The following is a 21,860-nucleotide window of genomic DNA, read 5'->3' on the forward strand; positions in this document are numbered from 1 at the left end:
GTCTCCGTCTCAGTGGGATTCGCGGGGGACGCCGTCGCCGCGCGAGCCGACCAGGAAGTCGAAGTCGGCGCCGCGGTCGGCCTGCAGGACGTGCTGGGTGTAGAGCCAGCCGTAGCCGCTCTCGTGCGACGGCGACGGCGGCTTCCACGCCTCGCGCCGCCGCGACAGCTCGTCGTCGTCGACGTCCAGCGTGAGCGTGCGGGCGGCGACGTCGAGCGTGACGGAGTCGCCGGTGCGGACGAACGCCAGCGGCCCGCCGACCGCGGACTCCGGCGCGACGTGCAGCACCACGGTGCCGTAGCCGGTGCCGCTCATGCGGCCGTCGCAGATGCGCACCATGTCGGTGACGCCGGCGCGCAGCAGCCTCGTCGGGATCGGGACGTTGGCCACCTCGGGCATGCCGGGATAGCCGCGCGGCCCGGCGCCGCGGACGACGATGACGTCGTCGGCCGCGATGTCGAGATCGGGGTCGTCGCAGACCTCGTGGTACGCCTCGGGCGTGTCGAACACGACCGCCCGGCCGGTGTGGCGCAGCAGCCCCGGCGAGGCGGCCGACTGTTTGACCACGGCGCCGCCCGGGGCGAGGTTGCCGCGCAGCACCGCCGTGCCCGAGCCGGCCGGCTGCAGCGGCTCGCTCATCGGGCGGATGACCTCGCGGTTCCAGCACTGCGCCGTCGCGACGTTCGCCCCGATGGACCGGCCCGTGACCGTCAGCGCGTCGCCGTCGAGCAGCCCGGCCTCGGCGAGGTCGCGCAGCACGACCGGCAGCCCGCCGGCGTAGCAGAAGTCCTCCATGAGGAACCGGCCCGACGGCATGAGGTCGACGACGGTGGGCACCGGCCGGGCCAGCTCGTCGAAGTCGTCCAGCGACAGCTCCACGCCGAGCCGGCCGGCGATGGCCATGAGATGGATGATCGCGTTGGTCGACCCGCCGATGGCCGCGTTGGCCCGGATGGCGTTCTCGAACGCCGCCCTCGTCATGATCGCGCTGGGCCGCAGGTCCTCGTCGACCATGGCGACGATGCGCCGGCCGGCCTCCTGCGCCACCTCGAACCGGCGCATGTCGACGGCGGGCCAGGTCGCCGAGCCGGGCAGCTGCATGCCCAGCGCCTCGGCGACGCAGGCCATGGTCGACGCCGTCCCCATGGTCATGCAGTGGCCGTTGGACCGGGCCATGCACCCCTCGGCCTCGAAGACCTCGGCCTGCGTCATGCGGCCGGCCTTGAGGTCCTCCTCGAACTTCCACACGTGCGTGCCCGAACCGACGTCCTGGCCGCGGAACTTGCCGCTGAGCATCGGCCCGCCGGTGACCATGACGGCGGGCAGGTCGACGCTGGCCGCGCCCATGAGCAGGCCGGGCGTCGTCTTGTCGCAGCCGGACAGCAGCACGACGCCGTCGAGCGGGTTGGCCCGGATCAGCTCCTCGGCCTGCAGTGCCAGCAGGTTGCGGTAGAACATCGCCGTCGGGCGGATCAGGGTCTCGCCGGTGGCCATGACGGGGAACTCGAGCGGGAAGCCGCCGGCCTGCCAGACGCCGCGCTTCACCGCCTCGGCGACCCGGTTCAGGTGCGCGTTGCACGGCGCCAGCTCGGACCAGGTCGACGCGATGCCGATGACCGGCCGCCCGTCGAACACCTCGGGGCCGAACCCCTGGTTGCGCATCCAGGACCGGTAGATCATGCCGGAGCGGCCGGCCGCCCCGAACCAGGCCTGGCTGCGGCGGACGTGGTCATGCGTCACGAATACTCCAACGGCCGAAAGTTTCGGAACCCTCACCGTAACGAGCGCCACAATCTCACGTCAATGGCGTGGCATCAACCCACGTCCGACCCTTGCGGTTGCACTCCACGCGGGCCTAGGGTGGCCACGTCTCTGAAGAAACTTTCGGCTGGAGGCCGCGCGCATGAACGACTACACCCCCACCCGCGAGGACAGGTTCTCCTTCGGCCTCTGGACGGTCGGCTGGGAGGGGGTGGACGTCTTCGGCGGCGCCGTCCGGCCGCGGCTCGACCCCGCCGCCGCCGTGCGCAAGCTCTCCGAGCTGGGTGCCTACGGCATCACGTTCCACGACAACGACGTCATCCCGTTCGGCGCCTCGGCGTCCGAGCGCGACGCCGCCCTCAAGCCGTTCCGCGCAGCGCTCGAGGAGACCGGGCTGCAGGTCCCGATGGTCACCACGAACCTCTTCTCGCACCCGGTCTTCCGCGACGGCGGGTTCACCAACAACGACCGCGACGTGCGCCGCTTCGCCATCCGCAAGGCCGCCGACCAGATCGACCTCGGCGCCGAGCTGGGCGCCAAGGTCTTCGTCGCCTGGGGCGGCCGCGAGGGCGCGGAGTCCGGCGCCGCCAAGGACATCAGGGCCGCGCTCGACCGCTACAAGGAGGCCTTCGACCTCCTGGGCCAGTACATCATCGACCGCGGCTACGACCTGCGGGTCGCCATCGAGCCGAAGCCGAACGAGCCGCGCGGCGACATCCTGCTGCCGACCATCGGCCACGCCATCGCGTTCATCAACGAGCTCGAGCACCCCGAACTGGTCGGCCTCAACCCCGAGGTGGGGCACGAGGAGATGGCCTCGATGAACTACGCGCACGGCATCGCCCAGGCGCTGTGGCACGGCAAGCTCTTCCACATCGACCTCAACGGCCAGACCGGCCCGCGCTACGACCAGGACTTCCGCTTCGGCGCCGGCAACGCCCGCGGCGCCTTCTGGACCGTCGACATCATCGAGTCCGGCGGCTACGACGGGCCGCGGCACTTCGACTTCAAGCCGCCGCGCACCGAGGACATGGACGGCGTATGGGCGTCGGCCGAGGGCTGCATGCGCAACTACCTGATCCTGCGCGAGAAGACCGCGGCGTTCCGCGCCGACCCCGAGGTCCAGGAGGCGCTGGCCGCGGCCCGGCTCGACCAGCTCGCCACGCCCACCGCGGCGCCCGGCGAGACCGTCGACTCGATCCGGGGCGACGAGTTCGACCCCGAGGAGGCGGCGCAGCGCGGCATGGCGTTCGAGCGGCTGGACCAGCTGGCTCTGGACTACCTCTACGGCGTGCGATGACGACCAGCGGCTTCGTCGCCGTCGACGGGCCCAGGCTCGTCGGCGGCGACGGGTCCACCCTGGTGCTCCGCGGGTTCGGCCTGGGCGGCTGGCTGAACATGGAGAACTTCATCACCGGCTACCCGTCGACGGAGTCGCTGCAGCGCAAGGCCCTGCGCGGGGTGCTCGGCGACGAGGCGTACGAGCGGTTCTTCGACGCCTTCCTGACGTCGTTCTTCACCGCCGATGACGCCGCCTACCTGGCCTCGCTGGGGCTGAACTCGCTGCGCATCCCGTTCAACTACCGCCACTTCGAGGACGACGACCGGCCGTTCGAGCTGAAGGAGTCCGGCTTCCAGCGGCTGGACGCCGTCGTCGACGCCTGTGCCCGGCACGGCATCTACACGATCCTCGACCTGCATGCGCTGCCCGGCGCGCAGAACCAGCACTGGCACAGCGACAACCCGACGCACTACGCGCAGTTCTGGAACCACAGGCACTTCCAGGACCGCGCGGTGCACCTGTGGGAGGCGCTGGCCGACCGCTACAAGGCCAACCCGTGGGTCGCAGGGTACAACCCCGTCAACGAGCCCGGTGACGCGACCGGCGAGGTGGTCGGGCCGTTCTACCGCCGGCTCGAGGCGGCCATTCGCGCCGTCGACCCGCACCACGTGCTCTTCCTCGACGGCAACCGGTACTCCACGGAGTTCCACATGTTCGGCGACCCGCTGCCGAACACCGTCTACACCGCCCACGAGTACGCCCTGCCGGGGTTCGTCGACGGCGGCCCGTATCCCGGCGAGAGCCGCGGCCAGTACGTCGACCAGGCGTACGTCGAGAAGACGTTCCTGGCCCGCACCGAGTTCATGCGCAGCACCGGCACCCCGATCTGGATCGGCGAGTTCGGCCCCGTCTACACCGGCGACGCCGGCCGCGACGAGCAGCGCTACCGGCTGCTCGAGGACCAGCTCACGCTGTACCGCGAGCACGGTGCCAGCTGGGCGCTGTGGACGTACAAGGACATCGGGCTGCAGGGCCTGACGTACGCCCGTCCCGACTCGCCGTACCTGCGCCGCATCGCGCCGGTGCTGGAGAAGAAGGCCCGCCTCGGTGTCGACGCCTGGGGCTCGGTCGACGACGGCGTCCGTTCGGTGCTCGACCCCATCGACGAGCTGTTCGAGAAGGAGTTCCCCGACTACACGCCGTTCCCGTGGGGCCGCAAGCGCTGGGTCGACGTGCTGGTCCGGCACATCCTGCTGGCCGAGCCCATGGCCGGCGACTTCGCCCGCTGCTTCGAGGGCGTCACGCCCGACGAGGCCGCCGAGCTGGGGGCGTCGTTCGCCTTCGACGCGTGTGCCCGGCGCGAGCCGCTGGCCGAGCTGCTGTCGCGCTACGCGAACTGACGCCGTTGGACGTCCGGCTCGCCCGCCGCGGTCACTCCAGCCACTCGGTGATGAACACCGGGCTGGCGTGGACGTCCATCATCTCGAGGCGCCCGGTCCCGGTCTTGGCGAACTTGTGCGGCACCTGCGCCGGGACGACGATGATCTGCCCGGCCCGTCCGACGAGCTCCTGGTCGCCGACCGTGAACAGCGCCTCGCCGCCGCGGATGACGAAGGTCTCGTCGTACGGGTGCCGGTGCAGCTTCGGGCCGGCGCCGTCCTCGTCGGTGCTGACGAGGATGACGGAGATGCTGCTGCCGTGGTCGCGGCCCTCGAACTCCACCGCCGATCCGTCCAGCTCGACGGGCAGATCGTCGTGGTCGACAACGGTGGCGGGATTCATGCGCCGATCGTACGGTGAGGTCGCCGCATGGAGTAGATCCGTGGCAGATCGCCCGGCTGCTACCGGAGGGCGCGGGGTCCGGTTCCGCCTCCATGTCCACGTCGCGTCCGCACGTGCCGGGCGCCTGCGTCGGTCGAGGAGCTTCGACGCCTCGTCGACGACGCCGGCCTCACGCGGTTCCACCCCGCCGGCTGGGGAACCGTCAGGGCCGCCATGATCATCGGCGATCGCCGGTGTCCTGACACCAGTGATCGCCAGGATCACGTGGCAGCAGCGCGGGCGAGGGCGTCGAGGCCGCGCTCCACGTCACCGTCGTCGGTGGACCAGTTGCTCACCGAGATGCGCAGCACCTCGCGGCCGCGCCAGAGCGAGCCGGTCATCCAGACGGTGCCGTCCTCCATGAGCCGCCGGCCCACCTCGCGGGTCCGCTCGTCGGGGCCGAAGGAGAGGCAGACCTGCGTGAACACGACGTCGTTCAGGACTTCGGCGCCGGGGATGCCGCGCACGCCGTCGGCGAAGGCGGTCGCGTGCCGGCAGAGCCGGTCGACCAGGTCGGCCAGCCCGGACCGGCCGAGCGAGCGCAGCGCGGCCCACACCGGCACCGACCGCGCCCGCCGCGACAGCTCCGGCACCCGCTCGTACGGCTCGAGGTGCGTGGCGTCGGTGACCAGGTAGTCCGCGTGGTAGCTCATGGCCGCGCGCAGCGCCGCCGGGTCGCGGACGGCGACGATGCCGCTGTCGTAGGGCACGTTGAGCGTCTTGTGCGCGTCGGTCGCCCACGAGTCCGCGTCTGCGACGCCCGCCACCAGGGCCCGGGTCCGCGGCGACGCGGCCGCCCACAGCCCGAACGCGCCGTCGACGTGCACCCACGCGCCGACGGCGTGAGCGGCCGCGATGGTCTCGGCGAACGGGTCGAAGCCGCCGGAGTGGATGTTGCCGGCCTGAAGGCAGACGATCGTCAGCTGGTCGGCCGCTCCGGCGCCGTCCCGCAGGGCCGCCAGCAGCGCGTCGGCGCGCACCCGGCCCTGGTCGTCGACGGCGACGGCCTCCGGCGCGCCGAGCCCGAGGTAGCGCAGCGCGGACACGATCGAGTCGTGCCGTTCCGAGCCGGCCAGCACCCGGACCCGCGGTGCCCCGCTGAGACCTGCCACACCGACGTCCCAGCCGGCCCGGGCCAGGACGGCGTCGCGCGCTGCCGCGAGCCCGGCGAAGTTCGCCATGGTCGCGCCGGTCACGAAGCCGACACCCGCATCGCCCGGCAGGCCCAGCAGGTCGAGCAGCCAGGCCGCCGCGATGTCGTCGACGGCGGTGCCGGCCGGGCTCGCGGCGCGCAGGGCGGCGTTCTGGTCCCACGCGCTGACCAGCCAGTCCGCGGCCAGCGCCGCCGGCAGCGTGCCGCCGATGACGAACCCGAAGAACCGGCCCGACGGTGTCGCCACCAGTCCCGGCTCGGCGGCGTCGGCCAGCAGCCGCACCACCTCGGCCGGGTCGGACGGTCCCTCGGGCAGCGAGGTCCCGAGTGCCGCCCGCACGTCGTCGACGCCGGCGGTGGCCCGCACCGGGCGCTCGTCGAGCGTGTCGAGCCAGGCCCGGGCCCTGCTGCCGGCGACCTCCAGCGCCGCGTCGAAGTCCTTGCGTGGTGCGCTCATGCCGACCCCATGACCGGCACCGTACACCTCACCCGGCGCCGGCCAGGGCCGTGTCGAGGGCGGCGAGATGCAGCACGACCGGCCCCACGGTGAGCATGCCGCTGGCCGCACCGGCCAGCTCGCCGGCAGCCGGCGCCAGCGCCGCGCGCGCCAGCGCCGCGCGCGCCCGCGCCATCACCGTCCGGTCGCCCAGCAGCAGAGCGGCCCGGCCGGTCAGGCACCAGAGCGCCTCGAGCAGCAGGCCGGGCGGCGGCTCCGGCACCGCCGCCAGCGCCTGCGCCGCCTCGCCGACCCGCCCGGCGGCCAGCAGCACCAGCGGCCGCGCCCACGGCGCGTACGGACCCCAGTCGGTGACGTCGGCGAACACCGACAGCGGCCGGTCGCGCCAGACCCGCAGGCAGAGCCGGGCGAGCGGCAGCAGCCCGCGCTCGACGCCCGGCATCCCGGCGCCCTCGAGCAGGGCCGCCGCATCGGCGTAGGCGGCCTCCGCCTCGTCGAACGTCTCCTCGCCACCCGCGGCGGCCAGTCGCAACGCCCGGTACCACCGCGTGAACACGCCGACGAGCGGGCGCTCGTGCCGCCGGGCCAGATCGTCGGCCGCGGCCGCGTGCTCGTCGGCGGCCGCGAAGTCGCCCAGGCCCGCGCGCGCCTGCATCCGCACCAGCCGGCCCAGGATCTCGAACGCCGGCAGCCCGTGCGCGGCCGACACCGCGACCAGCTCGGCGCCGATCGCGTCGCGCTCCGGGGCCAGGCCGGCCCGCTGGAACGTCTGCGCCCACCGGGCGTTCAGCGCAAAGGCGAGCAGCCCGGGATCGGCCAGCTCGCGAGCCAGCCGCTCGGCCTCGGCAGCGGCCTCCGCCGGCCGCGGCGACCGTGCTCCGCGCGACTCCATCGCGACGGTCGCCACCAGCCGGGCCCGGGTCGCGGGCGGGGCGGACGGCGGGAGCGCGGTCAGCGTCCGCTCGGCCGCCGCCACCACGAGCGCCGACCGGTCCGGGTGGTCCAGCTGCGTCCACACGCCCGGCACGTCGTACAGGCCGATGACCCGCGCGGTCAGCTCCGGATCGCCGAGCTGCTCCGCGGCGGCGATCGCGGCCACGCGCTGCTCCTGCGCCGCCTCGAGCCCACGCCCGCCGGTCAGTGCGAGCAGCCGGAGCAGTCCCACCGTCGACTCCAGCCGCCCCCGCGCGCCGGCCGCCACCGTTTGGTCGTAGGCCGCCGCGGCGTCGGCCCAGGCCCGGCCGACCGCGTCGGCCTCCAAGTCGCCCGGCTGCCGCAGCAGGTCGGTCTCGAGCCGCCGCAGCCGCACCCCCGGGTCGAGGCCGAGCTCGTCGGCCAGCAAGGTCCGGGCCCGGCGCACGACGGCGAGCGCGTCGGCCTGCCGCCCGGTGCGAGAGAGCGCGAGTGCCAGCAACCGCCACCCCTCCTCGCGCCACGGATGGGCGGCGACGTGCGCATCGAGATCGGGGACGGCGTCAGCGGCCCGGCCGAGCGCGAGCAACGCGTCGGCCCGCCGCTCGAGCGCGGTCAGCCGCAGCTCCTCCAGCCGGGACCGCTCGGCCCGCGCCCACGGCGCCGCCGCGAAGTCGGCGTAGGCCGGGCCGCGCCACAGCGCCAGCACGTCCTCGAGCCGAGCGAGCGCCGTAGCCGGGGGCTCGCCCGGCCGGGAGCTCACGCCGTCGGCGAACCGCCAGGCGTCGACGGTGTCGGCCGCGGCCCGCAGTGCATAGCCCGGACCCTCGGTCACCAACACGGTCGCCGGCGATCGCGGCGCCCGATCCGGCTCGATCGCCCGGCGCAGCGCCGCGACGAACGTCCGGACGGCGACGACGGCACCGTCCGGCGGCGACTCCCACAGGTCGGTGACGATCCGCTCCACCGGGACGACCCGGCCGCGGGCCACGATCAGCCGGGCCAGCACCTCGCGGTGTCGCGGTCCCTTGAGGTCGATGTCCTCACCGGTGGACGACCAGGCGACCACCGGGCCCAGCACGCCGAACCGCGTGCTCATCGGACGCTCATCGGCGGGCCGGAGGCTGGACACGTCCTGACCCCCATTCTCTCGTGGGACTCGCCGCCGCTCCGGGACCTCGCGGTCGGCCTCCCACCCAGCCTCCCCCAAGGAGTCACCATGACGCCGACCATCCCGGACTTCGAGCACGAGCGGATCACCGTCGCCGACGGCGTCGCGCTCGCCACCGCGGTGGGCGGATCCGGCCGCCCGATCATCCTGCTGCACGGGTTCCCGCAGACGCACCTCATGTGGCGGCACGTCGCGGCCGGCCTGGCCGCCGACCACACCGTCATCGTCCCGGACCTGCGCGGCTACGGCGCCAGCGACAAGCCGGCCGAGGCCGGGCCGGACACCTACGCCAAGCGGACCATGGCCGCCGACGTCGTCGCGCTCGCGGCGACGCTCGGGCACGAACGGTTCGCGCTGGCCGGCCACGACCGCGGCGCGCTGGTCGCCCTGCGCGCGGGTTTGGACCACCCGGACCGGGTCACGCACCTCGCGACGCTCGACGTGGTGCCGACGCTGGACATGTGGGACGTGCTGCACGGCGTGCGGGCGGCGGTCGCGTTCCACCTCTACCTCATGGCGCAGCCGCCCGGCCTGCCCGAGCGCATGATCGCGGCGACGGCGGACGAGTTCTTCGGCCACTTCCTCGATGCGTGGGGAGCGCCCGGCGACGACGCGCTGCCGGCGGACGTGCGGGCGGAGTACCTGCGGGCGTCGGCCGCCGCCGTCCCCTCGATCGTCGCCGACTACCGGGCATCGGCCGGCATCGACGTCGAGCACGACGAAGCTGACCGTGCGGCCGGGCGAACGCTGGCCATGCCGGTCACCGTCGTCCAGCAGGACTGGGGCACGGCTCTCGGCTACGACGCGGCCGCGCTGTGGCGGGCATGGGCGCCGGACCTGCACCACACCACCACCACGGCCGGGCACTTCATGGCGGAGTCGGCGCCGGAGCTGATCGAGGCGGAGCTGCGGGCACTGCTCGCGCGCTGACGCGCGAGGCCGGATGTCGGTGCCGGCCGTTATGGTCCGGCGCATGACCAGTGACGGACCGACGCCCGACCGCGAGGTCCAGGCTGCGGCGACCCCCGCAAGGGACAAGGCAGGCCCGTGCTGCCCCATCGTCGAGCTGCGGCAGTACACCGTGCATGCCGACCGCCGCGACGACCTCGTCACGCTGTTCGACCGCGAGTTCGTCGAGACGCAAGAGATGCTCGGCATGCGGCTGGTCGGGCAGTTCCGCGACCTCGACCGGCCCGACCGATTCGTCTGGATCCGCGGGTTCCCCGACATGCCCACGCGCGAGGCGGCGCTGACGGCGTTCTACTCCGGCCCGGTCTGGACACAGCACGGAGCCGCCGCCAACGTCACCATGATCGACATCGACGACGTCCACCTGCTCCATCCGGTCGACGACGGCGCCGGCTTCCCGTTGCCGGCGGTCGGCGCCGCCGTCGAGCGACCACCCGCCGGGGCGACCCTGACGCCGTCGTCACTGGTGAGGGTCGTCGTCTACCCGGTGGCCGGCGACCTGCGCGAGTTCGGCCGGTTCTTCGCCGCCGACGTGCAGCCTGCGCTGGGCGTCGCGCCGCTGGCCCGGCTCGAGACCGACCCGTCGCCGAACACCTACCCGGCGCTGCCGGTCCGCGTCGGCGAGAACGCGTTCGTCTGGGTCGCCCGCTTCGACGACGCCGCCGCCCACGACGACCACGTGGCCGCCTGGGAACGCCGCGCCGGCCTCCGCGCCGAGCTGGACCGGCGGCTCGCCGGACCGCCGGTCACCCTGCGGCTCGCACCCACCGCCCGGTCATTGCTGCGTTGACCTCCCGATTGGACCAGTTGTGGTCCGGCCGGGCGGAAAGGGCGCTGGCCTGCGGCATCGTCGCGCCCGGCCGAGCGCTACTGGTCTAACGCAGCTTCGCCGTTCGCCTGGCGCGCTCCAGCGGCAGGGACTATAAAGGTGCGCACCTCACCTCACGTCGAGGAGCTCACTGACATGGCGAACGACGCATTCGGGTCGGCGACCGGCAAGGTCGCCCAGGTCCGCGGGCGCCTGCTCGAGCTGATCGACCACGGCGACGAAGGCGTCGCGCTCCCGTCGGAACGCCGGCTGGCGCACGACTGGGGTGTGGCCCGCATGACGCTGCGGCGGGCCCTCGACGACCTGGCGACGGCCGGGTTCGTCGTACGTGAGCACGGCCGGGGCAACTTCGTCGCGCGACCGAAGTTGAACCGCCGGCTCGCGATGACCTCGTTCTCCGACGAGATGCGCAGCCGCGGCCTCGTCCCGGGCAGCGAGACGCTGGAGTTCCGGCGCCTCCCGGCCGATCCGCGACACGCCCGCACGCTGCGCATCCCCGTCAACACCCCGATCGTCCGCTTCACCAGGCTCCGCACCGCCGACGGCGACCCCATCGGCCTGGAGACCACCTGGGTGGCCGACGACGTCGTCCCCGGCCTCACGCCGGCGGACCTCAACGGCTCCTGGTACGACCTCCTGGCCGGCCGCTACGGCATCCCGATCCTGACCGGGCGCACCACCATCGAACCGACGCTGCTCGACGAGCCGGACGCCGCGCTGCTGCACACCGAGCCGGGACGACCGGCCTTCCAGCTCGACGTCGTCACGTTCGGCGCGAACGGCCGGGTCGTCGAGTGCGGCACGGACATCTTCCGGGGCGACCGGTTCCAGCTCACGGCCGAGCTGCGACCCGTCCCCGCACCGGCCCTGCGCCGCGTCCGGCGACCCGCCTGATCTGACGTTTCCGCCCGTCATGGGCGGCCCCGACGAAAGCGAGCAACCCATGAGTGCACGTCCGCGCGCCCGCACGGTCCTGCTACCGGCCCTCGCGCTGCTGGCGGTCGCCGCCGGCTGCGGCTCCGACGACGGCGGCGGGTCGACCGGTGAGGGCGACCAGATCGAGCTGACCTACTGGACGCACACGCACCCGCCGATGACCGAGCTGAACGAGCAGCTCATCGCGGAGTACGAAGAGGCGAACCCGAACGTGAACATCACCTACGAGACGATCCCGAACAACGACTTCGGCACCAAGATGCTGACGTCGCTGAGCAACGGGTCCGGTCCCGACATCATCAACATGGACGACAGCGCGCTGCGCGGCGAGTACATCCCCAAGCAGCTGCTGGCGCCCATCGACCCGGCCGCCTTCGGCGCGGACTCCGTCGAGGAGCTCGAGGGCCGCTACGTCGACGGCACGCTCGACGGCGCGAAGGGCGACGACGGCACCCTCTACGGCGTGCCGAGCGAGTTCAACGCCACGGCGTTCGCCATCAACACCCAGCACTTCGCCGACGCCGGCCTCGACCCGGCCAACCCGCCGGCCACCTGGGACGACGTGTCCGAGTACGGCCAGCAGCTGGTGGCCGCCGGGCACGAGGGCTTCAACTTCGTCTACCTGCACGCCGGCTGGTACACCCAGCAGCTGCAGACGCTGCTGAACGAGACCGGCGGCTCGATCCTCAACGAGGACGGCACCGGCTCGGCGCTCACCGAGCCGGAGTCGGTCGAGGCGCTGCAGATCTGGCACGACCTCATCCGCGAGGACCAGGTGGGCGACGCCGACACCGCCTCGCGCGAGGCGACGTCGCCGTTCGAGGACTTCGCCTCGGGCCGGCGCTCGATGACGATGATCTACCCGTGGGCGGTCGAGCAGATCGCCATCGACAACCCCGAGACGTTCGAGAACCTGGCCGTCGTCCCGCTCCCGCAGGTCGACCCGGCCAACCCGTCCGGGCGCTGGTACGGCTACTACTTCGCCGTGAACAAGGCCTCCGAGCAGCAGGACGAGGCGTGGAAGTTCATCGAGTACATGACCTCGCAGCACGAGCGCTGGCTCGAGGACGTGAGCTTCGTCCAGCCGCTGAAGGACTGGGAGCAGTCGCCGGCCGCGGCCGACATCCCGTTCCTCGACGTCTGGTCGCAGGCCTACCAGCAGGGCAAGTTCGACGAGGTCGGCCCGCACTGGAGCGAGGTGCAGGACGCGATCAAGGCGGCGGTCGAGCGGTCCATCTTCGACGGCCAGCCGCCGGCCGAGAGTCTCGAGGAGGCCTCGGAGTCGGTCGAGCAGAGCGTCACGAGCTAGTCGCATGGCGTTGACTCGAACCGCACCGGGCCGGGCCCGCACCGCGCGGGCCCGGCCCCCGGGCTCCGGCGCCTCCGGCTGGCGGCGCCGCCGCGACGCCGTCGGCCTGGTGTTCGCGCTGCCCGCCCTGGTGCTCTTCGCGGCGTTCGCGATCTACCCGATGCTGCGGGTGTTCCAGCTGAGCCTGTACGACTACAACCTGACCAGCCCGCCGGTCTGGGTCGGGCTGGACAACTTCCGCTTCCTCTTCGGCGACGAGCGGTTCCTCGCCTCGCTCGGCGCCTCGCTGTTCTACGTGGTCGTGACCTACGGCCCCGCGGTACTGCTGGCACTGGTCCTGGCGCTCGGCCTGAACACGCGGATGCGCGGCAGCGCGTTCGTCCGGCTGCTGTACTTCGCGCCGGTCGCGACGTCCTGGGTGGCGGTCTCGGTCATCTGGCGGCTGGTGCTGCAGCCCGAGGGCCTGCTCAACCAGACCCTGAACACCGACATCCCGTGGCTGACGTCGAGCAGCTGGGCGAAGTGGGCCATCGCGATCGCGGCGATCTGGAAGGAGGTCGGGTTCTTCCTGATCATCTTCCTGGCCGGTCTGCAGAACATCCCGAAGGACCTGCAGGAGGCGGCGGCGCTCGACGGCGCCGGCTCGCTGCGGCGGCTGCGCTACGTGACCCTGCCGCTGCTCAAGCCGATCACCGTCGTCGTCCTGGTCATGGCCGTGATCCGCGGCTTCCAGTCGTTCAGCCCGCAGGTCGTGCTCACCGGCGGCAGCTTCGGCACCGAGGTGATCAACCTGTTCGTCTACAAGACGGCGTTCGCCAGCGCTCGCATGGGCCGCGCGTCCGCCGTCGCCGTCCTCATGTTCGTCCTGCTGCTCATGGTGACGTTCGTGCAGCTGCGCGCCCTGAGGAAGTCGGCATGAGCGCCGGGGTGGTGCAGCGGCCGGCGGTGTCGCCGTCGCCCGTGCCGTCGCCGTCGCGGAAGCGCCGGCCGGTCGGCAAGGTCGTCGTCTTCGTCCTGCTGCTCGCCGGCGGCCTGGTGTTCGCGTCGGTGTTCGTCTACGCGGCGCTGTCGGCGGTGAAGCCGGCCGACGAGATCCTGGCCAACCCGATGAGCTGGCTGCCGTCGCAGTGGCTCTGGGGCAACTTCGCGCTGCCGTTCGAGGAGACACCGTTCGCGCGGTACTACCTCAACAGCACGGTCGTCGGAGTGTCGGTGACGGTGCTCAACGTCATCACCTGCACGCTGGCCGGCTACGGCTTCTCGAAGTTCAGCTTCCGGGGGCGCAACGTACTGTTCCTGGTGGTGCTGGCGACGCTGATGGTGCCGCTCGAGGTCATCTACGTGCCGCTGTACGCGCTGGTCTTCGACCTGGGCTGGGTCAACAGCTTCGCCGGGCTGATCATCCCCGCGGCCACCAGCGCCTTCGGGATCTTCCTCATGCGCCAGAGCATCGAGGGCCTGCCCGATGAGCTGCTCGAGGCCGCGCGCATCGACGGCGCCGGCGAGCTGCGCATCCTCTGGCACGTCGTGGCGCCCATGATGGTCTCGCCCATGGCGGCGCTGGCGCTGTTCATCTTCATGACCAACTGGGACAGCCACCTGTGGCCGCTGCTGGTCGGCAACGACGCGGAGCACCAGACGCTGCCGGTCGGGCTGGCGGCCATGCAGGCCAACAACCTGGGCTCCGGCGGCATCCCGATGATGATGGCGGCAGCGCTGCTCGCCCTGTTGCCCACGCTGCTGCTCTTCCTCGTGCTGCAGCGCAAGTTCGTCGAAGGGATCACCATGACGGCGGGGATCAAGTGAGCCTCGACCTCGCCGTCGACGGCGGGCAGACGAACCTGCGGATGGCCCTGGTCCGCGACGGCGTGGTCGCGGAGATCGCCCATGCTGGCGGCTTCGCCTACAGCGGCCAGACCGATCTGCTCGACAGCGTCGCCGACGCGGTGGCCGAGGCGTTCGGGGCCCTCGGCGCGCCGCCCGGGGTCGAACGGGTCTGCCTCGGTCTCACCGCAGCGCCGCTGCAGCCGGACCGGCGATTCCGGCTGGCCGAGCGGATCCGGGACCGGCTCGGCGGTCCGGAGGTCTGGCTCGGGCCGGACATGGTGACGGCACACGCAGGCGCGCTCGGCGGCGCGGCCGGGGTCGTGACGACGGCCGGCACCGGCGTGGTCTGCCTCGGCATCGACGCCGAGGGCGGGTCGCACCAGGGCGACGGCCACGGCTACCTGCTGGGTGACTCCGGCAGCGGGTTCGCCGTCGGCCGGGCTGCGCTGCGCGCGGTCATGGCCGAGCGCGACGGCCGCGGCCCGGCGACCGCGCTGACCGACGCGGCCCGCGAGGCGTTCGGCGACCTCGCCGGTCTGTCGCAGCGCATCTACACCTCGCCGGCGCCGGTGCGGATCGTCGCGAGCTGCACGTCCTGGGTGGCGGCGGTCGCCCGGGCCGGCGACCCGGTGGCGCGGGCCATCTGGTCCGGCGCCGTCGACGACCTGGTGGCGACGACGGCGGCCGTGCTGGGCCGGGCGTTCCCCGGCGGCGTCGCGGAGGTCCCGTTGTCCTACACCGGCGGGCTGTTCACCATCGACGACCTCGTGCGCCGGCCGTTCGTCTCCGCCGTGAGCGACCGCTTCCCCGGCGTGCTGGTGCACGAGCCGCTGGGCAACCCGCTCGACGGCGCCGTGCGGCTGCTGGCCGACGGGCTCGGACCGTACACACCCCTGATGCTGACCGCCGGGAGTGACGCCCATGTCTGACGCCGTGTTCCCGTACCGCTCCGTCGTGGTCTCCTGCCAGGCGGGGATGGACAACCCACTGCACGGGCCGGGCCCGATGGCGCTCATGGCGCAGGCCGCCGCGGCCGGCGGGGCGGCCGGGATCCGTGCCGACGGTCCGGCCGACGTCGCCGCCATCAGCGCCGTCGTCGACCTGCCGATCCTGGGCATCAACAAGACCGGCGAGCGCGACGGCGTGTACATCACGCCGACCTTCGAGTCCGCGGCCGCGGTGGTGCGGGCCGGGGCGACGGTGGTGGCGCTGGACGGGACGGCGCGGCCGCGGCCCGGCGGTGGTTCGCTCGCCGGCCTGGTGGCCAGGATCCACGACGAGCTGGGCGTCCCCGTCATGGCCGACGTCGACTCGACGGACGCCGGCCGGTTCGCCCGGGCGGCCGGGGCGGACCTGGTCGGGACGACGCTGTCCGGCTACACCGGTGCCCCCGGGTCCGCCGCCGGTGACGGGCCGGACCTCGCCCTGGTGAAGGCGCTGGCCGCGGAGCTGGACTGCCCGATCGTCGCCGAGGGCCGGTTCTGGACCCGCGAAGAGGTGCTGGCCGGCTTCGAGGCGGGTGCGCACACCGTCGTCGTCGGCACGGCGATCACCAACCCCATGGCCATCACCCGGCGGCTGGTCGAGGCGCTGCGATGAGGGCCGGTCATGGCACCGCGCTGTTGAGCGTGCCCGACGGCACGCCGATGGGCGGGTACGCCGCGCGCACCTCGCCGTCGGCCGGCATGCTGGCGCCGCTGCAGGTCGACTGTGTGTCGATCGCCGCGGGAGCGGACCGGTTCCTGCTGGTGGTGGCCGAGCTGGTCGGCGTCAACGCCGACCTCGTGGCGCAGATCCGCCGACGGATCCCCGGGGAGGTCTGGGTCTGCGCGACCCACACGCACTCCGGCCCCGACGTCGGATCGCGGCCCGGAGGCGGCACGACGCCCGCGGCCTGGGTCGACGCCGTCAGCGATGCGGCGGCCGAGGCCGCCCGGCGGGCAGTGGCGACGGAGACCGAGTGCGTCGCGAGCCACCACGCCGGTGTGCTCGACGGCGTCGGGGCGCGGCGCAGCGCCGACACCGGCGAGCGGCGGGTGCCGGTCGACCTGCTGCGCTTCGCCGACGGCGACCGGCTCGCCGGGGTGGTGGCGGTGGTGCCCGTGCACCCGACGGTGCTGCCGGCGTCGTCCTGCGTGGTCAGCGGCGATCTCGCGGCCTGGATCCGGGAGGCGTTGCGCGACGAGCTCGCCGCGGGAGGTGGGCCGGTGCCGTGGGTGGTGGTCGCGACCGGAGCGGCCGGCGACATCAGCACCCGCTGGACCCGGACCGCGCAGACCGAGGCCGACGGCCGGCGCCTGGCCGGGCTGGCGGCGACACGGCTGGCCGAGCTGCTCGACGCCGGACCGGGCCGCGCCTGGACCGCCGACGACGGCATCGCCGTCTCCCGGCGGACGCTGACGCTGCCGGTCCGTCGGGACGACCGGGACCGGCTCGACGAGCTGCGCGACGTCTTCGCCGCGCAGCTGGCCGGGGTGCCGGCGGACGATCCGGCCGGCCGGGCCGCGGTCACGGCGCTGCAGGGCGTCGAGGCGGCGGCCGCCCGCACCCACGGCGGGGCCGCAGCCGACGCCGTCGTCCCCGAGTCGGTCGCGCTGGAGCTGGCCGTCGCCCGGCTGGGTGAGCTGACCCTGCACGGCATCGGCGGCGAGCCGTTCCTCTCGCTGCGCGACGCCGCCGCGCCGGCCGTACTGCTGGGATACGCGAACGGCTACGCCGGCTACCTCCCCGCGGCCGCCGACTTCGACACGCCCGCCTACGAGGTCCTCATCTCCCCCTTCCGTCCCGATGCCGCCGACGACGTCGCCGGGGCCCTGCACGAGCTCGCCCATCGATCCACCCACGGAGGCTGATCACGTGACCACCACCGACCTCGAGCCGATCGGCCAGCCGGCCGCCGCGCGGATCCTGCGGGAGGCGGCCGACCGCCTGATCGCCACGCAGGCCGGCGCCATCTCCGCGGCCGCCCGGCTGGTCGCCGACGGCCTGCGCGCCGGTGGGCTGATCCAGGCGTTCGCGACCGGCCACTCCCGCTCGATCACCGCCGAGATCGTCGGCCGGGCCGGCGGGCTCGTCCCGGCGAACGCGCTGTCGATCAAGGACCTCGTCATGTACGGCGGGGCGGACCCGCGCGAGATCCTCGACCCCACCGTCGAGCGCGACCCGTCGCTCGCCCAGCGCATCCTCGACCTCGCCGAGATCCACCCCAGTGACGTCTTCGTCATCACCTCCAACTCCGGCGGCAACGGGTCCGTCGTCGAGATGGCCCGGCTGGCCAAGGCCGGCGGGCACCCGCTCATCGCCATCACGTCGGCCGAGCACAGCAGCCAGATCACGTCGCGGCACCCGTCCGGCCAGCGGCTGTTCGAGCTGGCCGACGTGGTGATCGACAACGGCTCCCCGCGCGGCGACGCCGCGCTGGCGCTGCCGTCCGGCGTGCGCATCACGCCGACGTCGTCGCTGACGGGTGTGCTGATCGCTCAGCTGCTGGTGACCGAGGTGTGCGGGTTGCTGCTCGCGTCCGGCGAGGACGTGCCGGTGCTGGTCTCGGCGAACGTGCCCGAAGGCGACGCGCACAACGAGGCGCTCTTCGCCCGGTACGGCACCCGACTGCGCCCGTCGGAGCCGTGAGGCGGCGACCGCCGGTCAGCCGGTGAGCGCGTCGACGACGATCGTGGCGGCGGCGGCGATGAGCGCGGGGTCGGACTCCGCCTCGGGGTCGAGCCGGTTGCTGTAGACGGCCAGCACGATCGGGGCGGAATCGGGCGGCTCGATGACGGCGATGTCGTTGCGCCCGCCGTGGCCGGCCGAGCCGGTCTTGTCCGCGACCGGCCAGCCGTCGGGGACGCCGGCCCGGATCAGCTCGTCGCCGGTGGTGTTGTCGCGCATGGCATCGACCAGGACCGCGCGGTCGTCGGCGGCGAGCAGGTCGCCGAGCGCCAGCCGCTCGAGGTTGGCCGCCATGGCCCGCGGCGTGGTGGTGTCGCGAGTCTCGCCGGGGGCCCAGTCGCTGAGGCCGGGCTCGATGCGGTCGAACGACGTGGTGTCGTCGCCGAAGCCACGCACGGCGGCCTCGAGCCCGTCCGGCCCGCCGAGCTGCTCGAACAGCAGGTTGGCGGCGGTGTTGTCGCTGACGGTGATGGCGGCGCGGATCACCTCGAGCAGGGTCAGCCCGGTGCCGGCGGCCGGCTCGGTGACCGGCGAGTGGCCGACGACGTCGGCGGCGTCGTACTGGATGACGTCGTCGAGGGCGGCGGCGTCCGTGGCCTGCAGCACCGCCGCGGCCGACAGCGCCTTGTGGGTCGAGGCGAACGCGAACCGCTCGTCGGCGCGGTGCTCGACCGTCTCGCGGGTCCCGGTGTCGACGGCGTACACGCCGAGCCGGGCTGCGTAGTCGGTCTCCAGTTGCGCCAGGGCGGCGGCGACCGCCGGGTCGGGCGTCGTGGCCTCTGCCGTCGAGGTGTCCGCCGTCGAGGTGTCCGTCGTCGGCGCGGGCGCGCTCGTGCTCGGCGCCGCGGGGCTGGGCGCGGCACCGGGCGGGTCGTCGTCGGAAGAACAGCCGGCGAGGACGGCGGCGGTGACGGCCGCGAGGACCGGGAGGCTCGTGAGTCGCATGGCTCCAGCGTCGCGGTGGCGGTTCATGCGCGCCAAGACGGATGCGTTCGATTCCATGCGCATCGGGCATAGTACGGTGCCGGCATGGACCTGGTCGCCGCCTGCGCCGCGTTCGTCGCGGTCAGCGAGCGCGGCAGCTTCACTCGCGGCGCGGCCGCCATCGGCATCCCGCAGCCGGTCGCGAGCCGGCGGGTCGCGGCGCTCGAGGAGCACCTGGGCGGCGCCGTCTTCGACCGGGCGACGCGGCGCGCGGCCCTCACCGACTTCGGCCACGCCATGCTCCCGGCCGCCCGCCGCGTGCTCGACGCCGCCGACGACCTGCGCGCCGGCGCCGCCCGGGCCGCTGCCTCGCCCGTCGCCGTCGCCCTCCCGGCCGACCTGCCGCTGGCCGCGCTGGTCGAGCTGGTCGCCGACTCGCGCGAGGCCGGAATCGCGCTCGTCGTCGACCAGGCCGGCCCCGAACGCCGCCGTGAGCTGGTCCGCGACCGCGCCGTCCGTGCCGCGGTGCTTCCGGTGCCGGAGCCGGAGGCGCGCTGGACGGTGCCGCTCGGCCTGGCCGTGCTGCGCGGGTCCGGCGCCCGCCGGGTCTTCCTGGGCGAGTTCCGGCCGCGGCGCGATCCCGGCGCGGCGCACGACCGGCGCATCTGGCTGCTGGCCGAGGACGACGTCGCGCACGTGGGCGACGCGCTGGGCCGTCGCGCCGTCGCCGCCGGGCTGCGGCCGTCGCAGTTGCGGGTGTCGTCGCTGGTGGGCGCGGTGGCCGAGGTGATCCGCACCGACGACGCGCTGCTGTGCACGCGGCGCGAGGCGTCCGAGGCGGGCCTCGACTGGCTGCCACTGGGCGACGAGCGGCTGGCCCGTGGGTACGCCGTCGTCGCCGCGTCGGCACTCGATGCCGATCGGACGGTGGGGGCGCTCGGGCCGCTGCTGGCCCGCTGTCTCGGCGCCACGGAGGCCGGGTCGTGACGACGCACCAGCGGTGGCGCGCAGTGCTCGACGATGCCGGGCTCGACGGCTCCTTCGTCGTCCGCGACCTCGACGACGGCGCCGAGCTGGCTCTGGAGCCCGACGTCGAGCTGCCCATCGCGTCGCTGGTCAAGCTGCCGCTCGCACTCGCGACGCTGGAGCGCGTCCGGCGCGGCGAGCTCGACGGCGCCCGTCCGGTCGAGGTCGCGCCGGGCCGGTCCGAGGACCCCGGGCCCACCGGCATCACCCGCTTCCGCCACCCGGCCCGCGTCGCCCTCGACGACCTCGTCTACCTGAGCGCGTCGCTGAGCGACAGCTCGGCCACCGACGCGCTGTTCGACCTCACGCCGCCGGCGCGGGTCGCGGCGCTGCTCGGCGAGCTCGGCATCGCCGGGTTCACCCTCCGGCACCGGATGGACGCGCTGATGGCGACGCCGGCCGAGGCGCTGCGCGGCGGCCTGCGCCACGACCTCGCCATCGGCGTCACGGAGCGCGGCGGCGGCAGCGCGATCGCCGAGCTGGACGTCGCCCGCGCGAACACGGCGACGGCGCGGGCGCTCGCCGGCTTTCTCACCGCCGTCTGGACCAGCGGCACCGTCGACGACGGCGTCGCGCTGCGGCTGCGTCAGCTGATGGCCGCCAACGTGCACCGGGCCCGCCTCGCGCCGGAGTTCGTCAGCGACGCGTCGACGTGGTCGTCCAAGACCGGCACGCTGCTCAACCTGCGGCACGAGGCCGGCGTCGTCGAACACGCCGACGGCCACCGGTACGCCGTCGTCGCCCTGACCCGCTCGCGCGTCGCGGCCGCCGCCCAGCCGGCCGCGGAGATCGCGATGGGCCGGGTCGCCCGCGGGCTGCACGACGAGCTGCGCGGCCGGTGAGCCACCGTCCGGCCGGTCAGGTCCAGGCGAGGCCGGAGCGGTTCTTCCAGTAGGCGACGGGGTCTTCGGCCAGGTCCGGCAGCGCGGCGACGCCGGTGCCGGCGGCGGCCAGGTTGCTGAGCAGCTGGTCGACGGTGGTGGCGCCGCTGAGCGCCACGTCGACGAAGGGCTGGCGCACGACGGCGCCCAGCGCGAGGGCGTCCGGGGCCACTCCGGCGGCATGCGCGGCCGCGCGGAACGTCTCGACGTCGCCGCGGTCGGTGAGCCGGCCGTTGGCGACGGCCTCCTTGGCGACGACGAACCAGCCGGCGTCGTGGGCGCGCGCCAGCGCCGGACCGGCCGACGGCTCGAGCAGGTTCCAGGTCGCCTGCACCGCTGCGAACGGCGCCGTCGCGTCCGCCGTCAGGACCAGGGCGCGGTCGATCACCGCCGCCTGGTCGGGCCCGCTCGACGAGAAGCCGACCCGGACGCCGTCGGCCGCCAGGTCCGACAGCCGGTCCAGCAGCCGGCGGTCGTCGAGCGCCGGGCTGTCGGAGGTGAGGCTGTGCACGAGGTAGACGTCCGGGGGTCCGCCCAGCGCGTCGAGGGTCTCCTGCCACTGCCGCTCGAACGTCGCCACCGAGTGGCTCTTGACCTCGTGGACGGCGGCGTCGACGCGCCACTGGGCGGTGTAGGTGTAGCCCCACTTCGAGCCGACGGTGAGCTCGCCGCGCCGGCCGGGATGCACCGACAGCCACTCGCCGAGGAACCGCTCGGCGAGCCCGTACGAGCGGGCGGCGTCGACGTAGCGCACGCCCGCGGCCCAGGCGGCGTCGAGGACGGCGTGGGTGCGCTGGCGCAGCTCGTCGACGCTCGCCGACGCGGTGAAGTCGCGGCCGTGACCGAGCGTCAGATAGCCCGGCCGGCCGAGCGCCGCCAGCCCCAGCCCGATGCCACGGACGGCGAACGGATCGCGCTGCGTGGTCACCGGGC

Annotated in this window: 20 protein-coding genes and 1 tRNA gene; 15 read left to right on the forward strand and 6 right to left on the reverse strand. The window is 74.0% G+C overall.

Annotated features, from left to right (window positions below; genetic code table 11):
* Nucleotides 1-9 precede the first annotated feature (9 nt).
* Nucleotides 10-1,740: an IlvD/Edd family dehydratase gene (locus E1212_RS11985; RefSeq protein ID WP_131982636.1), complete on the reverse strand. Its 1,731-nt coding sequence runs from the start codon at nucleotides 1,738-1,740 to the stop codon at nucleotides 10-12.
* 163 nt (nucleotides 1,741-1,903) lie between these two features.
* Between E1212_RS11985 and xylA the strand changes: the two genes are divergently transcribed.
* Entirely contained in the window at nucleotides 1,904-3,061 is a 1,158-nt protein-coding gene (gene xylA / locus E1212_RS11990) for a xylose isomerase (protein WP_131982638.1), read from the forward strand.
* Complete coding sequence (locus E1212_RS11995; protein WP_131982640.1) at nucleotides 3,058-4,443, forward strand: glycoside hydrolase family 5 protein; 1,386 nt, start codon at nucleotides 3,058-3,060, stop codon at nucleotides 4,441-4,443. Before xylA ends, E1212_RS11995 begins: the two co-directional genes overlap by 4 nt.
* Nucleotides 4,444-4,474: 31 nt before the next feature.
* On the opposite strand, the gene E1212_RS12000 is transcribed toward E1212_RS11995, so the two are convergent.
* Nucleotides 4,475-4,825, reverse strand: a complete 351-nt coding sequence (locus tag E1212_RS12000; protein ID WP_131982642.1) for a cupin domain-containing protein — start codon at nucleotides 4,823-4,825, stop codon at nucleotides 4,475-4,477.
* Between the two features lie 26 nt (nucleotides 4,826-4,851).
* Between E1212_RS12000 and E1212_RS29415 the strand changes: the two genes are divergently transcribed.
* Nucleotides 4,852-4,924: transfer RNA gene (locus E1212_RS29415), tRNA-OTHER, on the forward strand.
* A 161-nt stretch (nucleotides 4,925-5,085) separates the two neighbouring features.
* Here the strand turns inward: E1212_RS29415 and E1212_RS12005 are convergent.
* Both E1212_RS12005 and E1212_RS12010 read right to left on the reverse strand, forming a co-directional pair.
* The gene (locus E1212_RS12005) at nucleotides 5,086-6,474 is read right to left on the reverse strand and encodes a pyridoxal phosphate-dependent decarboxylase family protein (RefSeq protein WP_131982644.1); all 1,389 of its coding nucleotides are present in this window, start codon (nucleotides 6,472-6,474) and stop codon (nucleotides 5,086-5,088) included.
* A 28-nt stretch (nucleotides 6,475-6,502) separates the two neighbouring features.
* Entirely contained in the window at nucleotides 6,503-8,485 is a 1,983-nt protein-coding gene (locus E1212_RS12010) for an AfsR/SARP family transcriptional regulator (protein ID WP_131982646.1), read from the reverse strand.
* 120 nt (nucleotides 8,486-8,605) lie between these two features.
* On the opposite strand from E1212_RS12010, the gene E1212_RS12015 reads away from it, so the two are divergent.
* The 10 genes from E1212_RS12015 (at nucleotide 8,606) to E1212_RS12060 (ending at nucleotide 18,057) form a co-directional block, all read left to right on the forward strand.
* Nucleotides 8,606-9,487, forward strand: coding sequence for an alpha/beta fold hydrolase (locus tag E1212_RS12015; RefSeq protein ID WP_131982648.1), 882 nt, complete (start codon nucleotides 8,606-8,608; stop codon nucleotides 9,485-9,487).
* 43 nt (nucleotides 9,488-9,530) lie between these two features.
* On the forward strand, nucleotides 9,531-10,316 hold the full coding sequence (locus tag E1212_RS12020; protein WP_203416775.1) for an NIPSNAP family protein: 786 nt from the start codon (nucleotides 9,531-9,533) through the stop codon (nucleotides 10,314-10,316).
* A gap of 174 nt (nucleotides 10,317-10,490) precedes the next feature.
* On the forward strand, nucleotides 10,491-11,249 hold the full coding sequence (locus E1212_RS12025; protein ID WP_131982650.1) for a GntR family transcriptional regulator: 759 nt from the start codon (nucleotides 10,491-10,493) through the stop codon (nucleotides 11,247-11,249).
* Between the two features lie 49 nt (nucleotides 11,250-11,298).
* A complete protein-coding gene (locus E1212_RS12030) occupies nucleotides 11,299-12,600 on the forward strand; it encodes an extracellular solute-binding protein (protein ID WP_162605435.1) in 1,302 nt (433 codons plus the stop codon).
* A gap of 4 nt (nucleotides 12,601-12,604) precedes the next feature.
* Nucleotides 12,605-13,519 carry a carbohydrate ABC transporter permease gene (locus tag E1212_RS12035; RefSeq protein ID WP_131982654.1) on the forward strand — a complete coding sequence of 305 codons (915 nt, stop codon included), beginning with the start codon at nucleotides 12,605-12,607 and terminating at the stop codon, nucleotides 13,517-13,519.
* On the forward strand, nucleotides 13,516-14,406 hold the full coding sequence (locus E1212_RS12040) for a carbohydrate ABC transporter permease (protein ID WP_131982656.1): 891 nt from the start codon (nucleotides 13,516-13,518) through the stop codon (nucleotides 14,404-14,406). Before E1212_RS12035 ends, E1212_RS12040 begins: the two co-directional genes overlap by 4 nt.
* On the forward strand, nucleotides 14,403-15,356 hold the full coding sequence (locus tag E1212_RS12045) for an N-acetylglucosamine kinase (RefSeq protein ID WP_131982658.1): 954 nt from the start codon (nucleotides 14,403-14,405) through the stop codon (nucleotides 15,354-15,356). The genes E1212_RS12040 and E1212_RS12045 overlap by 4 nt, the downstream gene beginning before the upstream one ends.
* On the forward strand, nucleotides 15,349-16,026 hold the full coding sequence (locus E1212_RS12050; protein WP_131982660.1) for an N-acetylmannosamine-6-phosphate 2-epimerase: 678 nt from the start codon (nucleotides 15,349-15,351) through the stop codon (nucleotides 16,024-16,026). Before E1212_RS12045 ends, E1212_RS12050 begins: the two co-directional genes overlap by 8 nt.
* Entirely contained in the window at nucleotides 16,023-17,279 is a 1,257-nt protein-coding gene (locus E1212_RS12055) for a hypothetical protein (protein ID WP_131982662.1), read from the forward strand. The genes E1212_RS12050 and E1212_RS12055 overlap by 4 nt, the downstream gene beginning before the upstream one ends.
* Before the next feature lie 4 nt (nucleotides 17,280-17,283).
* A complete protein-coding gene (locus E1212_RS12060; RefSeq protein ID WP_203416776.1) occupies nucleotides 17,284-18,057 on the forward strand; it encodes a sugar isomerase domain-containing protein in 774 nt (257 codons plus the stop codon).
* Between the two features lie 15 nt (nucleotides 18,058-18,072).
* Here the strand turns inward: E1212_RS12060 and bla are convergent, their stop codons facing one another.
* On the reverse strand, nucleotides 18,073-19,041 hold the full coding sequence (gene bla / locus E1212_RS12065; protein WP_131982666.1) for a class A beta-lactamase: 969 nt from the start codon (nucleotides 19,039-19,041) through the stop codon (nucleotides 18,073-18,075).
* A gap of 84 nt (nucleotides 19,042-19,125) precedes the next feature.
* Between bla and E1212_RS12070 the strand changes: the two genes are divergently transcribed.
* Nucleotides 19,126-20,007: a LysR family transcriptional regulator gene (locus E1212_RS12070; protein WP_131982668.1), complete on the forward strand. Its 882-nt coding sequence runs from the start codon at nucleotides 19,126-19,128 to the stop codon at nucleotides 20,005-20,007.
* Nucleotides 20,004-20,888, forward strand: coding sequence for a serine hydrolase (locus E1212_RS12075; RefSeq protein ID WP_131982670.1), 885 nt, complete (start codon nucleotides 20,004-20,006; stop codon nucleotides 20,886-20,888). Before E1212_RS12070 ends, E1212_RS12075 begins: the two co-directional genes overlap by 4 nt.
* A gap of 16 nt (nucleotides 20,889-20,904) precedes the next feature.
* Here the strand turns inward: E1212_RS12075 and E1212_RS12080 are convergent, their stop codons facing one another.
* Nucleotides 20,905-21,855 carry an aldo/keto reductase gene (locus tag E1212_RS12080; RefSeq protein ID WP_131982672.1) on the reverse strand — a complete coding sequence of 317 codons (951 nt, stop codon included), beginning with the start codon at nucleotides 21,853-21,855 and terminating at the stop codon, nucleotides 20,905-20,907.
* Nucleotides 21,856-21,860 lie beyond the last annotated feature (5 nt).

This window comes from Jiangella ureilytica, from assembly GCF_004348545.1.
Classification (GTDB): Bacteria; Actinomycetota; Actinomycetes; order Jiangellales; family Jiangellaceae; genus Jiangella; species Jiangella ureilytica.

Excerpts from the sequence above, each read along its gene's own strand:
- E1212_RS12015 (WP_131982648.1), top strand. The coding sequence starts at position 8,606 with ATGACGCCGACCATCCCGGACTTCGAGCACGAGCGGATCACCGTCGCC.
- E1212_RS12020 (WP_203416775.1), top strand. The coding sequence starts at position 9,531 with ATGACCAGTGACGGACCGACGCCCGACCGCGAGGTCCAGGCTGCGGCG.
- E1212_RS12040 (WP_131982656.1), top strand. The coding sequence starts at position 13,516 with ATGAGCGCCGGGGTGGTGCAGCGGCCGGCGGTGTCGCCGTCGCCCGTG.
- E1212_RS12055 (WP_131982662.1), top strand. The coding sequence starts at position 16,023 with ATGAGGGCCGGTCATGGCACCGCGCTGTTGAGCGTGCCCGACGGCACG.
- bla (WP_131982666.1), bottom strand. The coding sequence starts at position 19,041 with ATGCGACTCACGAGCCTCCCGGTCCTCGCGGCCGTCACCGCCGCCGTC.
- E1212_RS12010 (WP_131982646.1), bottom strand. The coding sequence starts at position 8,485 with ATGAGCACGCGGTTCGGCGTGCTGGGCCCGGTGGTCGCCTGGTCGTCC.
- E1212_RS12030 (WP_162605435.1), top strand. The coding sequence starts at position 11,299 with ATGAGTGCACGTCCGCGCGCCCGCACGGTCCTGCTACCGGCCCTCGCG.
- E1212_RS12070 (WP_131982668.1), top strand. The coding sequence starts at position 19,126 with ATGGACCTGGTCGCCGCCTGCGCCGCGTTCGTCGCGGTCAGCGAGCGC.
- E1212_RS12050 (WP_131982660.1), top strand. The coding sequence starts at position 15,349 with ATGTCTGACGCCGTGTTCCCGTACCGCTCCGTCGTGGTCTCCTGCCAG.
- E1212_RS12035 (WP_131982654.1), top strand. The coding sequence starts at position 12,605 with ATGGCGTTGACTCGAACCGCACCGGGCCGGGCCCGCACCGCGCGGGCC.
- E1212_RS12025 (WP_131982650.1), top strand. The coding sequence starts at position 10,491 with ATGGCGAACGACGCATTCGGGTCGGCGACCGGCAAGGTCGCCCAGGTC.
- E1212_RS11995 (WP_131982640.1), top strand. The coding sequence starts at position 3,058 with ATGACGACCAGCGGCTTCGTCGCCGTCGACGGGCCCAGGCTCGTCGGC.
- E1212_RS12000 (WP_131982642.1), bottom strand. The coding sequence starts at position 4,825 with ATGAATCCCGCCACCGTTGTCGACCACGACGATCTGCCCGTCGAGCTG.
- E1212_RS12005 (WP_131982644.1), bottom strand. The coding sequence starts at position 6,474 with ATGAGCGCACCACGCAAGGACTTCGACGCGGCGCTGGAGGTCGCCGGC.
- xylA (WP_131982638.1), top strand. The coding sequence starts at position 1,904 with ATGAACGACTACACCCCCACCCGCGAGGACAGGTTCTCCTTCGGCCTC.